At 54.7% G+C, this 13,794-nt stretch carries 14 protein-coding genes; 8 read left to right on the top strand and 6 right to left on the bottom strand.

What is annotated here, in order from left to right:
* Window positions 1-74 precede the first annotated feature (74 nt).
* Both erpA and argC read right to left on the bottom strand, forming a co-directional pair.
* Entirely contained in the window at window positions 75-428 is a 354-nt protein-coding gene (erpA, locus tag ACT3RQ_RS05380; protein ID WP_172118731.1) for an iron-sulfur cluster insertion protein ErpA, read from the bottom strand.
* Between the two features lie 103 nt (window positions 429-531).
* Complete coding sequence (gene argC, locus ACT3RQ_RS05375) at window positions 532-1,566, bottom strand: N-acetyl-gamma-glutamyl-phosphate reductase (RefSeq protein WP_172118732.1); 1,035 nt, start codon at window positions 1,564-1,566, stop codon at window positions 532-534.
* Window positions 1,567-1,700: 134 nt separating this feature from the next.
* On the opposite strand from argC, the gene ACT3RQ_RS05370 reads away from it, so the two are divergent.
* The 8 genes from ACT3RQ_RS05370 to ACT3RQ_RS05335 all read left to right on the top strand — a co-directional run bounded on the left by ACT3RQ_RS05370 (window position 1,701) and on the right by ACT3RQ_RS05335 (window position 9,543).
* On the top strand, window positions 1,701-3,527 hold the full coding sequence (locus ACT3RQ_RS05370) for a chloride channel protein (RefSeq protein ID WP_172118733.1): 1,827 nt from the start codon (window positions 1,701-1,703) through the stop codon (window positions 3,525-3,527).
* Between the two features lie 9 nt (window positions 3,528-3,536).
* The gene (gene hemJ / locus ACT3RQ_RS05365) at window positions 3,537-3,968 is read left to right on the top strand and encodes a protoporphyrinogen oxidase HemJ (RefSeq protein WP_087107012.1); all 432 of its coding nucleotides are present in this window, start codon (window positions 3,537-3,539) and stop codon (window positions 3,966-3,968) included.
* Window positions 3,968-4,777, top strand: coding sequence for a bifunctional hydroxymethylpyrimidine kinase/phosphomethylpyrimidine kinase (gene thiD / locus ACT3RQ_RS05360; RefSeq protein WP_444622521.1), 810 nt, complete (start codon window positions 3,968-3,970; stop codon window positions 4,775-4,777). The genes hemJ and thiD overlap by 1 nt, the downstream gene beginning before the upstream one ends.
* A gap of 36 nt (window positions 4,778-4,813) precedes the next feature.
* Entirely contained in the window at window positions 4,814-6,094 is a 1,281-nt protein-coding gene (gene hemL / locus ACT3RQ_RS05355; protein ID WP_192526769.1) for a glutamate-1-semialdehyde 2,1-aminomutase, read from the top strand.
* A 41-nt stretch (window positions 6,095-6,135) separates the two neighbouring features.
* Window positions 6,136-6,744, top strand: a complete 609-nt coding sequence (gene rdgB / locus ACT3RQ_RS05350) for an RdgB/HAM1 family non-canonical purine NTP pyrophosphatase (protein WP_444622520.1) — start codon at window positions 6,136-6,138, stop codon at window positions 6,742-6,744.
* Window positions 6,737-7,903 (top strand): radical SAM family heme chaperone HemW, encoded by a 1,167-nt coding sequence (gene hemW, locus ACT3RQ_RS05345; RefSeq protein ID WP_444622519.1) that lies wholly within the window; start codon window positions 6,737-6,739, stop codon window positions 7,901-7,903. The genes rdgB and hemW overlap by 8 nt, the downstream gene beginning before the upstream one ends.
* A gap of 31 nt (window positions 7,904-7,934) precedes the next feature.
* Window positions 7,935-8,609 carry an OmpA family protein gene (locus tag ACT3RQ_RS05340; RefSeq protein ID WP_444622518.1) on the top strand — a complete coding sequence of 225 codons (675 nt, stop codon included), beginning with the start codon at window positions 7,935-7,937 and terminating at the stop codon, window positions 8,607-8,609.
* Window positions 8,610-8,697: 88 nt separating this feature from the next.
* A complete protein-coding gene (locus tag ACT3RQ_RS05335; RefSeq protein ID WP_444622517.1) occupies window positions 8,698-9,543 on the top strand; it encodes a 23S rRNA (adenine(2030)-N(6))-methyltransferase RlmJ in 846 nt (281 codons plus the stop codon).
* 151 nt (window positions 9,544-9,694) lie between these two features.
* On the opposite strand, the gene mnmE is transcribed toward ACT3RQ_RS05335, so the two are convergent.
* From mnmE to rpmH, 4 genes are all read right to left on the bottom strand, one after another.
* Window positions 9,695-11,065 (bottom strand): tRNA uridine-5-carboxymethylaminomethyl(34) synthesis GTPase MnmE, encoded by a 1,371-nt coding sequence (gene mnmE / locus ACT3RQ_RS05330; RefSeq protein WP_172118742.1) that lies wholly within the window; start codon window positions 11,063-11,065, stop codon window positions 9,695-9,697.
* Window positions 11,066-11,165: 100 nt separating this feature from the next.
* Window positions 11,166-12,854 carry a membrane protein insertase YidC gene (gene yidC, locus ACT3RQ_RS05325; RefSeq protein ID WP_193053434.1) on the bottom strand — a complete coding sequence of 563 codons (1,689 nt, stop codon included), beginning with the start codon at window positions 12,852-12,854 and terminating at the stop codon, window positions 11,166-11,168.
* A gap of 115 nt (window positions 12,855-12,969) precedes the next feature.
* Window positions 12,970-13,371: a ribonuclease P protein component gene (rnpA, locus tag ACT3RQ_RS05320; RefSeq protein WP_172118744.1), complete on the bottom strand. Its 402-nt coding sequence runs from the start codon at window positions 13,369-13,371 to the stop codon at window positions 12,970-12,972.
* Window positions 13,372-13,384: 13 nt separating this feature from the next.
* Complete coding sequence (gene rpmH / locus ACT3RQ_RS05315) at window positions 13,385-13,519, bottom strand: 50S ribosomal protein L34 (protein WP_172118745.1); 135 nt, start codon at window positions 13,517-13,519, stop codon at window positions 13,385-13,387.
* Window positions 13,520-13,794 lie beyond the last annotated feature (275 nt).

Genomic DNA, 13,794 nt, shown 5'->3' with positions numbered 1-13,794 from the left:
GACCTTTTAACCTTGGCGAGAAACCACCAAGGCGTCAAGTCATGGGTACCAACGCTTTGCTAGCGTATAAGCGCCTACACCATAAAAGAGGCGCCGCAGCCGCAGGTGGTGGTGGCATTGGGGTTTTGAATGCGAAAGCGTGCGCCAGCGAGGCCTTCTTCGTAATCCACCGTCGAGCCAACCAGATACTGGTAGGAGAGAGGGTCGACCACCAGGGTCGCCGTGCCAAATTCAATGAGCGTATCGTCTTCGGCGACCGTATCGGCAAAATCGAAGCCGTACTGAAAACCTGAACAGCCACCGCCGGTGACATAGACGCGCAGTTTTAGCGCAGGGTTATTTTCTTCATCCATTAGGGCACGGATACGTTTACGTGCGCTATCGGACAGCATTAAAGGGGTTGGAACAAAAGCTTCTGCACCGCTCATGGGTACCTCCCGCGAGCTTTAAGAACGAATAATCAGCATTGGAAGATGATTATGGATAATTCCCAGCAAAAGGGTCAACTATTGCCGGGATTTTGTACGTGGCTTATGGCATCAAGGCAGGAGCGGTCAAGCCCATGCTCTCCTCGAACCCAAACATCAGATTGAGGTTTTGAATGGCTTGGCCCGAGGCGCCTTTCACCAGGTTATCAATGACCGATAACACGACGACGGTGTTGCTATTTTCCGGACGATGCACGGCCAGACGGCAGGTGTTGATGCCTTTAACGCTGCGCGTTTCAGGATGGCTACCCGCAGGCATCACATCAACAAAGGGTTCGCTTGCATAACGTTTTTCAAACAGCGCCTGAAGGTCATCCACTGAGGTGGTGAGCTGACTATAGAGCGTGGCGTGAATGCCCCGTATCATCGGTGTTAAATGAGGAACGAAGGTCAGCCCCACCGGGTGCGCCTGCATATCACCAAGGCCCTGGCGGATTTCGGGCAAATGACGATGCCCTGAGGCGCCGTAAGCTTTGAAAGATTCACTGGCTTCTGCCAGTAGTGAAGGCACCTTGGCCCCTCGGCCTGCCCCCGTCACACCTGACTTGCAGTCAGCAATCAGCTGTTGAGGATCAACCAGCCCGGCTTCCAGCAGCGGCAGGTAGCCTAGCTGCACAGAGGTTGGATAGCAGCCTGGCACGGCCACCAGGCGCGCCGTTTTGATTTTTTCGCGGTGCATCTCGGGCAGGCCATAGACCGCTTCTTCAAGTAGCGAAGGCGCACCGTGAGGTTGGCCGTACCACTGGCTCCATACCTTGACATCACGCAGGCGGAAGTCAGCCGACAGGTCGATAATGCGGGTGCCTTTGTCCAAAAGCTCGCCAGCCAAAGCGTGGGCAACACCGTGGGGAGTGGCGAAAAATACCGCATCCATATCGCCTAACTGCTTTGCATCGGGTTCACTGAACGTCAATGTGTCGTAGTGGCCGCGCAGATTGGGATACATATCGCATACCTTGACGCCGGCTTCCGAGCGCGAGGTAATGGCTTCAACGCTGACATGGGGGTGCTGGGCGAGTAACCGCAGTAGCTCAACGCCGGTATAACCGGTACCGCCGACAATTCCGACCTTAATCACAAACGACTCCTTACACGTTGCACATTCGAGACAGGGTAATAATTAACAGCCTAAACAGATTGGCGCAGGCTGTCGAAGCGTATCGGGCTATGATACACAAGAGAACTACACTACATGCGTAAAGGAAGGTCGTCGTGGCGCGTTTTTCCCGATCAGATTTCACCCTCGAGGGGTTTCGACGCCAGTTGGCCCATGTTGATGCGCTGCCTCAGCTGTGCGTATTGGGGTTAGTGTCGGGGATCATTACGGGGGCGGCGATGGTCGCCTTCCGGCTACTGCTCGAAGCGGGAGCGGTGTTTTATATGCCGGATGGAAACCCGGAAGGATTTGAAGGGCTACCTCCGTGGCTGCGCTCACTGCTGCCTATTATTGCCGTTAGCGTGCTGGGGCTGCTGCTTTATCGGCAAAAAGCCGCTGCCCAAAAGATGGGAGTAGGGCACGTTATTGAGCGCCTCTCTTATCACCAGGGCCGCTTCCCAATGCGAAACTGGCTGAATCAATGGTGGGTGGGGGTGGTGTCGGTTCTTGGTGGGCTCTCTGCTGGGAGGGAAGGCCCGGCTATTCATTTAGGCGCTGCCGCGTCAAGCGGGTTGGGAGTCAAGCTTCGGTTGCCCAATAACAGCCTGCGCGTTTTGGTTGCCTGTGGGACGGCGGCGGGGATTTCTGCGTCGTTCAATACACCGGTTGCCGGGGTTATCTTCGCCATGGAAGTCGTCATGATGGAGTATACCCTGATGAGCTTTATGCCGGTGATTTTAGCCTCTACGATGGCGGCGCTCATTGCGCAGATGGTGTATGGCAATGAGCCGGCTTTTCGTATCCCCGAGGTCGTGCTGGGCTCGCTCATGAATTTACCGTGGGTCATCGTACTCGGCTTTGTGGTCGGGCTATTGGCGGGGCTGTTTATTCATATTTCACGTAACAAACGCATGCAGGCATGGCCGTTATGGCTTCGTTTGGCTTGTGTGGGTGTGGCGACCGGGGTGGTGGCATGGTGGTTTCCGCAGGTTCAGGGAATTGGCTACGACAGTGTGGCGGCGGCGCTTAATAATCAATTGGACATTAACGTGTTGCTGGCGCTGATGATTGCCAAGCTTTTGATTACCGCCCTGACCGTATCAGGTAGCGTACCCATCGGGATTATTGGCCCCACGCTGGTGATTGGTGCTGCGACAGGCGCGCTGGGCGGTATTTTGGGTGGCTGGCTATGGCCTGATAAAGCGTCAGACCCAGGCATTTACGCCATGTTAGGCATGGCGGCCATGATGGGGGCGGTGCTGCAAGCGCCGCTTGCGGCGTTAATGGCGCTGCTGGAGCTTACTCATACGCCGCATGTCATGTTGCCGGGTATGTTGGTGGTGGTGGTTGCCTGCCTGACGTCCCGCCAGCTTACCGGCTGCGAAGGATTTTTTATTAGCTCCGTACGCTATGGGCTGCACCCGCTTCAACAGCCGTTAATGCAGGCGCTTTCCCGCGTGTCGGTGCCTGCGGTGATGGAGCGAAGCCTGGTACGTACTGAGCGCAAGGTGACGTTTGAGCAGGCACGTAAACTACTGGAAACCAATCCTGTCTGGCTGATTATTGAGCGTTCAAATGAAGAAAAATCGGTACTAGCATTAAAAGCGTCGGCGCTGGCGCGGTGGCTTTTGGAGCACGATGAAGCGCTTGATGGCGATGCTCCTCCCGATAATGAATCCGTCGATTTACTGGAAATTCCGGGCCAGCGCCTGGAGCTTGCGCCGATTGGCCTACAGGCCACTCTGTCAGAGGCGTTTGTAAAGCTTCAAGACGATGCCTTGGGCGCGCTTTATGTAGTGCACGGTTATCGGCCAAAGCGGCAGCGAATTTCAGGTATCATCACCCGTGGTGCCATTGAACGTTATTATTACTATTCTGACCCCAATACCGACGCTGACCCAAATACCCGTACTGACCCGAAAGCGAACGATTCGCCCGTATAAGGAGAGACAATGTATCTATGGTTGAAGGCCCTGCACTTAATGACCATGGTGACCTGGTTTGCCGCCCTGTTTTATTTGCCGCGGCTGTATGTGTATCACGCCATGGCACGAGATAAAGGCGACGATCAAGCTATCGCCTATTTCAAAACCATGGAGCGTAAGCTTTATCGCGGCATCATGACGCCTTCCATGATACTGGTGCTTATCTTTGGCGGGGCGATGCTGTATCTGGTGCCCGGCTGGTTCAGCCAAGGCTGGATGCACGTTAAACTCACCTTTGTGGTACTGCTGATCGCCTATCATCACGTCTGTCTGATTTATTTAAAACAGTTTGCCCAGGATCGCTGCACGAAAAGCCACACATTCTTTCGCTGGTTCAATGAAGCGCCGGTGATTGCGCTAGTGGCGATTATTCTACTTGCCGTTGTGAAACCTTTTTGATGCGCCAACCTCTTTCACCGGTTGTTTTAGTACTGGCGGGCCATGACCCGACGGGCGGAGCGGGTTTAGTGGCAGATAGCGAAGCCATTGCCGCCTGTGGCGGCTGGGCAGTGACGATTCCCACCGCGTTAACGGTGCAAAACTGCCATAACGTGAGCCATGTCGTTCCGGCCGACCCCGCGTTGATGCGCCAAATGGCAGAGGCGCTTAGCGGGATGCAGGTTGCTGCGATCAAGCTGGGCCTGTTGGCAGATGAGGCAACGCTAAGGGCGGCTGAGCAGATTATTCGCCGTTTCCCTGGTATCCCGGTTGTGGCCGACCCGGTACTTAAAGCCGGTGGCGGTACTGAGTTATCTACACCCCAATTGCAACGCCTCTATGCGACTCGCCTGCTACCGCTTGTGGATATCTTAACTCCCAACCGTTATGAGCTTAAGCAGCTCACCCCAGAGATTGACGGCCCCCTGGATGATACGGCGCGCGCCGTCGCACTTTTATCCCAGGGTTGCCAGACTATTTTAGTAACCGCGACCGATGAGCCTGTTCCAGGTAACGAGCAGCAGGTTGTTAATACACTGCACTCGCCGGATACCACGCGCCAATGGCAGTGGCCACGTCTGCCGGAACGGTTTCACGGTTCAGGCTGCACCTTGGCATCTGCCATTGCGGCACGCCTGGCCGCCGGTGAGCGTTTGCCGACGGCCTGTGAACAGGCCCAGCACTTTACCTGGGAGAGTCTGTCTCATGGGTATCAGCCGCCTAGCGGGCAGTGTTTACCTAATCGCTTGCCACGGCCGGTTCGCTTTTGATTTTATTCGCGCTACGCCATTGATATTGAGGACGCCATGACCACATCTGCTGAACTGTTTGAGCTTGCTAGCCGCCATATTCCAGGTGGCGTAAATTCGCCGGTACGTGCGTTTAAAGGCCTGCACCGTCCGCCGGTATTTATGGAGCGCGCCCAGGGCGCTTATCTGTTTGATGTGGAAGGCAACCGCTACGTGGACTATGTAGGTTCCTGGGGCCCAATGATTACCGGTCATGCGGACCAGGATGTGTTGGCAGCGGTACGTGCTCGTTTGGACAACGGTCTCTCGTTTGGTACCCCGACCGCGGTTGAAACCACCATGGCAGATCTGATCTGCGAAATGATCCCCACCATGGAAATGGTGCGCATGACCAGCTCCGGTACGGAAGCCACCATGTCGGCGATCCGCTTGGCTCGCGGCACCACCGGGCGCGACAAGATCGTTAAGTTTGAAGGTAACTATCACGGCCATTCTGATTCGTTGCTGGTAAAAGCGGGCTCTGGCGCGCTCACCCATGGCGAACCCAGCTCGCCAGGTGTTCCCGCGTCACTTGCCGAGCACACCATTACGCTCTCCTATAACGATATTGAAGGCGTTGAGGCGTGCTTTGCTGAAATCGGTGACCAGATTGCCTGCATTATTGTTGAACCTGTTGCAGGTAACATGAACTGTATTCCTCCCCAGCCGGGCTTTTTGGAAACACTGCGCCGGGTGTGTAACGAGCATGAAAGCATTCTGATTTTCGATGAAGTCATGACCGGATTCCGCGTTGCGCTGGGCGGGGCTCAGGCGCATTACGGCATTACGCCTGATTTAACGTGCCTCGGTAAGATTGTTGGTGGTGGTATGCCAGTCGGTGCGTTTGGCGGCAAGCGCGAGATTATGCAAAATATCTCCCCCATGGGGCCGGTTTATCAGGCAGGTACGCTGTCGGGTAACCCCTTGGCGATGGCGGCAGGTATTGCGTTATTAACCAAGCTCCAGGTCCCCGGCTTTCATGACGCGCTTTCTCAGCGGGTTGAAACACTCTGCAGCGGCCTGAAAGAGCGTGCTAATGCAGCCGGTGTCTCCATGATGACACAGTCAGCGGGGGGCATGTTTGGGCTGTTTTTCACCTCTCAACGCCGTGTGGATAACTTTGCCCAGGCAACCGCGTGTGACCCCGAGGCGTTCCGCCGCTTCTTTGGCGCAATGCTGGATCACGGCGTTTATCTGGCCCCTTCGGCGTTTGAAGCAGGCTTTATGTCGAGCGCTCATACGCCTGAGGATATCCAATTTACGCTGGATGCTGCAGAAAAAGCCTTCTCAATAATGTAGTCAGGCAACCTGTCTGCTATATCCATGCCGGGAGAAATACAATGGCCACGGTAAATACCCTTGTTCTAGCAAGCGGCAATGCGGGAAAGCTTAACGAGTTCAATCAACTGCTGGCCCCATTGGGGTTGGATGTTCGCCCACAGGCAGATTTTGGCGTACATGATGTCGAAGAAACGGGGTTAACCTTTGTTGAAAATGCCCTTTTAAAAGCGCGTGAGGCGAGCCGGGTTAGCGGCTTACCGGCGCTTGCTGATGACTCCGGCCTTGAGGTTGATGCGCTTTCAGGGGCGCCGGGGATTTACTCCGCACGCTACGCTGGTGAGCCGAAAAGCGATCAGCGTAACAATGAAAAACTATTGGCAGCGCTTAATGACTGTGCGGAAGGTCAGCGCACCGGGCGCTACTGGTGCGTGCTGGTGTATTTGCGCCATCCTGCTGATCCGGTACCGGTTATTGTTCAGCACAGCTGGGAAGGGGAGTTACTTGCTCATCCACGCGGAGAGGGTGGCTTTGGCTATGACCCGCTGTTCTGGCTACCCGACCAGGGAATGAGCGTGGCGGAATTACCCAGTGACTTAAAAAATCGGCTAAGCCACCGTGGGCGGGCGCTTCAAGGGTTGGTTGATATACTTAAGGTGGCACATGGCTAAGCCATTACCTCCGTTATCGCTCTATATTCATACGCCCTGGTGCGTACGCAAGTGCCCTTATTGTGACTTCAACTCTCATGAACCTAACGGTGATTTACCCGAATCAGCTTATTTAAAAGCACTACTTCATGATCTGGATGGCGATCTGGCGTTAGCTGCTGAGCGCCAGATTCAAACCATCTTTATTGGCGGTGGTACGCCAAGCCTGATGTCGCCCGAGTTCTTTGAACGGCTGTTTAATGGAATACGCCGACGCTTGCCCTTCGCGCCCAATATAGAAATCACCATGGAGGCGAATCCTGGTACCACCGAGCAGGCACGCTTTACGGGCTACCGCGAGGCGGGCATCAATCGTCTCTCGTTGGGTATTCAAAGCTTTCAGCCCGCTCAGTTGAAGGCCTTGGGGCGTATTCACGGCGGTGAAGAGGCTATTACTGCGGTAGGCCAGGCGCGTGCGGCGGGGTTTGATAATATTAATATCGACCTGATGCACGGCTTGCCTGGCCAGACACCCTCCCTGGCGCTTGATGATATTGACCAGGCGCTTGCGCTGTCACCGGACCATCTCTCTTGGTATCAGCTAACCCTTGAGCCGAATACCGCGTTTCATTCACAGCCACCTGTTCTGCCTGAAGAGGAGGCGCTTTGGGATATTCAGGAGCTTGGCCATCAGCGATTGGAGCAGGCGGGCTTTGAACGCTACGAGATTTCGGCCTACGCAAAACCTGGCAAGCAGAGTCGGCACAACCTCAACTATTGGCAGTTTGGCGACTATCTGGGTATTGGCGCCGGGGCACACGGTAAGCTGACGACGATTGACCCGCAAGGGCAGTGGCATATTGAACGGCGCTGGAAAACGCGCCAGCCGGATGCTTACTTACGGCGTGATAATGACCCACGCGGTTTCGTGGCGGGCAAGCAGCCTATCGCGGCGGACGAGTTGCCGCTTGAGTTTTCCATGAATGCGCTTCGCTTAACCGAAGGGGTTGCCATGCAGGCCTGGTCGGCGCATACCGGCCAGCCGCAGGAAGCACTTTTAGCTCGTTTACACACCGCCGCCAAAAAAGGACTTTTGATGGAAATGCCCGAAAAGCTGCGTGCATCGCCTCAAGGTCTATTATTCTTGAATGAGTTGCTGGCCTTTATCAGCGACGAATAATTCAAGCGCAAAAATATACAAGGAGTGAGTGATGCGTATTTCTCGACTACTGACCCCATTGGCTGCTGCGATCTTAGTGGCGGGTTGTGCCACCTCTGACCCTTATGGTGGCCAGACACAACGTTCATCGACCGGCATGGGGACTGGGATTGGCGCGGCGGTAGGCGCTGCTGCGGGTGCACTTTCGGGTAGCGGAAGTACCAGCCGTCGTGATCGTGCCTTGATTGGTGCTGCCGTGGGCGCTGCTGCGGGTGCCGGTATTGGCGCTTACATGGACCGTCAGGAACAGCAGCTTCGCCAGAACCTGGAGGGCTCGCGCATTGAAATCGACCGTCGCGGCGACGATATCGTGCTGAATATGCCCAGCAGCGTGACGTTCGGGTTTGACTCCTCAGATCTAACCGGCGATGCGCGCAGTGCGCTTAATGAAGTGGCTAGCGTGCTCAAGCAGTATACCGATACGCGGGTTAATATTGCCGGCTTCACCGACAGCACCGGGGATGCCAGCTACAACCAGCGTCTCTCTGAGCGCCGAGCTCAGTCAGTGGGCAACTACTTAAGTCAAAACGGGGTATCCTCCTCGCGTCTTAACACCATGGGATACGGCGCTAACCAGCCGGTTGCCAGCAACGATACCGAGCAGGGCCGGGCGCAAAACCGCCGAGTTGAAATCACCCTGACGCCAATTGGTAACGGCCAGGGCTAAGTAAGACATAACTCCCCCGCGCATTACCGTTTAAAGCCCGCTATGATCCCATAGCGGGCTTTTTTCGTTCACTTATCTGCGAGTTACCATGCTGTCTTATCAACACGCCTATCACGCCGGTAATTTTGCCGATGTACACAAACACTTGACGCTCTACACCGTCGTTGATTATTTATTACGTAAAAAAACACCTGTTACATATATAGATACGCATGCGGGAAGAGGGCTATATCCGTTAGCCACCAAAGAGACGCAGCGGCTTCAGGAGTACCGTGAGGGCATTTGGCCGCTATGGCACGAACGCGAGGTGCTCACCGACCCGTTACTCTGTGATTGGTTAAATGCTGTCACCAGCGTTCAGCCTAGTACCAGTGCGTTAACGCACTATCCCGGCTCCCCATGGTGGCTAAGCCAATCATTGCGCGAGCACGATAAGCTGCGCCTTTTTGAGCTTCATCCGGGTGAGCATGAGCACTTGAACACGCAGTCGCTTCCTCCTCAGGCAAAACGTATTTATGGCGACGGTTTAGCGGGTTTAACGGCCATGCTGCCGGTGCCTACCCCGCGGCTTTGCGTATTGATTGACCCTAGTTTTGAGCGTAAAGCGGAGTACCAGGAAGTGGTTGATACGGCGATATACACGCTTGAAAAGGCGCGCCACGCCATACTACTGATTTGGTATCCCCTGCTACCCGCTGGGCATCATCACGCGTTATTGGATGGGCTAAAGGCAAGCGGTATACGCAAAATATGGCGCAGCGAGCTTTTGCTGCGCGCGCCAGGTGAGCAAACGCACGGTATGTACGGTAGCGGTATGTTGGTCATTAACCCGCCCTGGGGGCTTGATGAGCGCTTGAAGGCCGCAATGGCAGAGGTAACCCACCGCCTTGGAAGTGAAAGCCGCTTTGATGCGCAGTGGTGGGTTGAGGAGTAGCCAGGCACAAAAACGTTGGGTGAAAGCTGCCCGCTAGATGACCTCTAGCGTGGTTTTAACACGCTCCACTACCACCACTGTTCTAAACCATTTGACGTTAGGATTACGGTGGAACAACAGCGCCGCCCCGCCGATCCAAAAAGTGAGCGTATTACTTGCCGATGCAGAAACTGCCAAAAATCTCGCCCAGCAAGTCATCGGCGCTAAACTCGCCGGTAATTTCACTCAGCGCTTGCTGCGCGTCGCGCAGGTCTTCGGCCAGCAGTTCTCCAGCGCCGTAGCCATCCAATTGGGCACGGCCGGTATCAAGCGCTGCCATTGCCCGGTCGAGGGCATCCAGGTGACGCCGACGTGCGGAGAAGCGTCCTTCGGTGGTCGCCGCAAAGCCCATCACGGTTTTCAAATGGTTTTTTAGGTTATCCACACCCGCACCGGTTTTGGCGGAAAGACGAAGCGTAGGAGTGGCTGTGGATAAATCAATTCCAGCCTGCTCAGCGCTGGTATCGATTTTGTTGCGGACCAGCGTTAAGCGGCTTTGGTCGGGAAGGCGGGCGACAAACTCGGGCCAAATCATCATTGGGTCGGTCGCCTCGGTGGTAGAGGCGTCCACCAATAGCAGTACCCGGTCGGCTTTCTCAATCTCGGCCCAGGCGCGGGCGACACCGATTTTTTCAACGGCGTCCGGGGTATCACGCAAGCCCGCTGTATCAATAATGTGCAGCGGCATGCCATCAATATGGATGTGCTCACGCAGCACGTCCCGCGTGGTGCCTGCAATATCGGTCACAATGGCGGTCTCTTGTTCGGTCAACGCGTTAAGCAGACTGGACTTACCCGCATTGGGGCGACCGGCAATGACCACGTTCATGCCTTCGCGTAACAGCGCCCCTTGGCCGGCGGCTTTGCGCACGTCGCTGAGTGCTTGCTGAACACTTTCCAAACGCTGGGCGACATGACCATCCGCCAGGAAGTCGATCTCCTCTTCAGGGAAGTCGATGGCGGCTTCTACATAGACACGCAGCTCGATAAGCCGCTCAACCAGATGGGAGACGCGGGTAGAAAACTCGCCCTGCAGTGAGCGTACGGCATTTTCCGCTGCTGAACGCGAGGTGGCATCAATCAAGTCGGCAATCGCTTCGGCTTGGGCAAGGTCGAGCTTGTCATTGAGAAAGGCCCGCTCGGAGAACTCACCAGGCCGCGCCAACCGCGCGCCCAAGGCCACACAACGCTCAAGCAGCATGTCCATGATAATGGGGCCACCGTGCCCCTGTAGCTCCAGCACATCTTCGCCGGTAAAGGAGTGAGGGCCGTTGAACAGCAGGGCGATGCCTTCGTCAATAATGCTATCAGCGCCCTTAAAGGGGCCGTGATAGGCATGCCGAGGCGCCGGGCAGTGGCCGAGTATGGACGCTGCAATATCGCGGCAGGCAGGTCCTGAGACGCGAATAATCCCTACGCCGCCACGCCCAGGCGGTGTCGCCAGAGCAGTAATCGTATCCTGGGTATAAAGTCGTTCAGCCATGGCGCGCCTCATTAATGGATGCGTACATTGTGAATTTGTCGTCTCTAAAACGCCAGACCCCCGCACGAGGGCGGGGGTCTGGGAGCGTGGTTAACAAGGATTACTTGGTTCGCATTCCTTTACCCACACTGGGGTCTTTTTCGATACTACGCGTAATAAAGTACTGTTGCGCGACCGAAATGATGTTGTTGGTTACCCAGTAGATGACCAGACCCGCCGGGAACCACAGGAAGAAGAAGGTGAAGATAATCGGCAGCATCTTCATGATCTTCGCCTGCATGGGGTCCGGAGGTGTCGGGTTCAGCAGCTGCTGAACATACATGGATATACCCATCAGTATTGGCAGGATGAAGTAAGGATCCTTCACCGATAGATCGTGAATCCAGAAGATAAACGGCGCATGGCGCAGCTCTACCGACTCCAGCAACATCCAGTAAAGCGCGATAAACACCGGCATCTGTATGACGATGGGTAAGCAGCCACCTAAAGGATTGATCTTCTCCTTTTGGTAGAATTTCATCATCTCTTGAGACATTTTCTGACGATCATCGCCATAGGTCTCTTTAAGACGCTGCATTTCCGGGCCCAGTTTCCGCATGCGTGCCATTGACTTATAAGCCTTGGCAGACAGCGGGAAGAGCACCAGCTTAACCACAACCGTCAGCAGAACAATTGACCAGCCCCAGTTGCCCACGATGTCGTGGATCTTATCCAGTAACCAGAACAGTGGGTTGGCAATAAACCACAACCAGCCATAGTCAACGGTCAGGCGCAGGTTGGGTGCCACTTGCTCAAGGTGATCCTGAACCTTGGGGCCCATGTAGAGTGTGGCGCCCAGTGTCGCTTCACCTTCCGCCGCAATGTTGCTGGTGGGGCCTGCAAACGCCACCACGTTACGGTCACTTGAGTCAGTGGTGACGTAGTAAAGGTTTTGCTGGTCTTGGGGCGGTGCCCAGGCAGAAACAAAGTAGTGCTGGATAAGCGCAATCCAGCCGCCCTGGGCTTCACGATTTTCAAAGTTACGGTTTTGAATGTCTTCAAAATCGATCTTTTCATAACGTTCGTCTGGCGTTGAGTACGCTGCCCCAATATAGGAGTTCATACCCATGGCAACGCCGCTTGACGGGTCAGGGCTGTTATCACGCGCTAATTGGCCAATAAAACGAGCACTTACCGGCGCATCGGTATTATTGGCAATATAGTAATCAACATTGACCGCGTAATTCCCACGTTCGAACGTAAGACGCTTGATAATATCAACGCCGTTAACGTCTGCCCGTAAATCAACGACCAACTGGTCATCATCATCTGCCAGACGATAGGCATTGCTTTCCGGGGTAAATTCAATACGACTTGCTTGCCCGTCCAGCTGTAGGCCGGAACGTGCAACATAGCTACGCGTTGAATTATCCGAGAGCAACACATAGTTGCGTTCAGTATCCAGCGTCATTTTATGCTGAGGTAACGCAGCATAAATAATGTCGCCGCCGTGCGGGTCAATGCGCACGTCGAGAACATCGGTAGCCACCGCAATAAAGTCACGGCTAGATGTTTCGCTTTCAGTACTGCTTGCCAGCCCGTCGTCTACCGCACTGTTGGGTGCCGACGTTGACGGAACCGTCAGGTCGTTACTGCTTTCAGCATTGGCTGAGGGGGCGTCACTACTGCTTTGCGTAATTTCAGGCGTCGAGTCGTAATCTGTCGGCCCATAATCCTGATTCCACTGGATCACCAGTAGATAGGCAAGTACTGCCATTGGAATCAGTAAGAGAAGTCGTTTTACGTCCATGAGGGTTCTGCCCGCTGGGTGATGAACATGCTAATGGCGCAGTGTCATTTACTCGACCCATGACACACGAAAGCCTGCCAAGCGGCAGGCCGAGGTCGAGCGGCGAGGTGTGTCGTCAAGTGTCACGTGTTACGCCATCAAGCGGTGGTGCAATTGATACCGTTTGCGCGTCACGCTGAAGGCGTTTCCACATACCATGCAACTGCCGACTAAGCGTTTCATTGTCGATATCCTGCACACCGCGCTTGGCTAATATCACAATATCCATGGAGGGAAGGTGATCCTGGCGAAGCCTGGCGGACTCTCGGACTAGACGCTTAAAGCGGTTGCGATCTACAGCGCGCTTTGCATTTTTCTTGCTGACGATTAGTCCAATGCGAGGATGCCCTCGGGTAGTCATGCGCGCTAACGCCATCATACCTTTGCCATGAACTTTAAGGTCAGCTTGTTCAAACACGTGACTAAAATCCCCAGCGTTTAAAAGACGCAAACGCCGGGGAAAGCCTTGAGGCGGCACACGCAATCCGAGATCAGGCGCTCAGACGCTTGCGGCCTTTCGCACGGCGGCGAGAGATAACGGCACGGCCGTTTTTGGTTGCCATGCGAGCACGGAAGCCATGCATGCGCTTGCGTTTGAGAACGCTGGGTTGAAAAGTGCGTTTCATAACTCGTAATTCCCACGTGGTTTAGGACGGATGTGAATCCAAAAGACCCGGCCCAGTGAGGAAACTAGCCGGGGAGTTTCAATTCAAGACCGGAAATTGTAGAGACTTCCCGCGCCGGGTGCAATTTTTCCTTGCATAAAAACCAACAAAAAGGCAGTGGGCATGGGGCCTGCCGGCTTTTTTACGCGAAAATCAAAACAGCTACTATTACTAATAAGGTTTTTAAATCTTGTTGTTATTAATAGTGGGGATACTATTTGTGGATAAGTGAATAA

Origin of the sequence: Halomonas sp. AOP43-D1-4 (genome assembly GCF_052446175.1) — a bacterium.
GTDB lineage: Bacteria > Pseudomonadota > Gammaproteobacteria > Pseudomonadales > Halomonadaceae > Vreelandella > Vreelandella citrativorans.
This window is presented reverse-complemented; position numbering and strand designations above follow the sequence as displayed.

Coding starts and splice junctions, on each gene's coding strand:
- erpA (WP_172118731.1), bottom strand. CDS start 428: ATGAGCGGTGCAGAAGCTTTTGTTCCAACCCCTTTAATGCTGTCCGAT.
- hemJ (WP_087107012.1), top strand. CDS start 3,537: ATGTATCTATGGTTGAAGGCCCTGCACTTAATGACCATGGTGACCTGG.
- thiD (WP_444622521.1), top strand. CDS start 3,968: ATGCGCCAACCTCTTTCACCGGTTGTTTTAGTACTGGCGGGCCATGAC.
- hemL (WP_192526769.1), top strand. CDS start 4,814: ATGACCACATCTGCTGAACTGTTTGAGCTTGCTAGCCGCCATATTCCA.
- rdgB (WP_444622520.1), top strand. CDS start 6,136: ATGGCCACGGTAAATACCCTTGTTCTAGCAAGCGGCAATGCGGGAAAG.
- hemW (WP_444622519.1), top strand. CDS start 6,737: ATGGCTAAGCCATTACCTCCGTTATCGCTCTATATTCATACGCCCTGG.
- ACT3RQ_RS05340 (WP_444622518.1), top strand. CDS start 7,935: ATGCGTATTTCTCGACTACTGACCCCATTGGCTGCTGCGATCTTAGTG.
- ACT3RQ_RS05335 (WP_444622517.1), top strand. CDS start 8,698: ATGCTGTCTTATCAACACGCCTATCACGCCGGTAATTTTGCCGATGTA.
- mnmE (WP_172118742.1), bottom strand. CDS start 11,065: ATGGCTGAACGACTTTATACCCAGGATACGATTACTGCTCTGGCGACA.
- yidC (WP_193053434.1), bottom strand. CDS start 12,854: ATGGACGTAAAACGACTTCTCTTACTGATTCCAATGGCAGTACTTGCC.
- rpmH (WP_172118745.1), bottom strand. CDS start 13,519: ATGAAACGCACTTTTCAACCCAGCGTTCTCAAACGCAAGCGCATGCAT.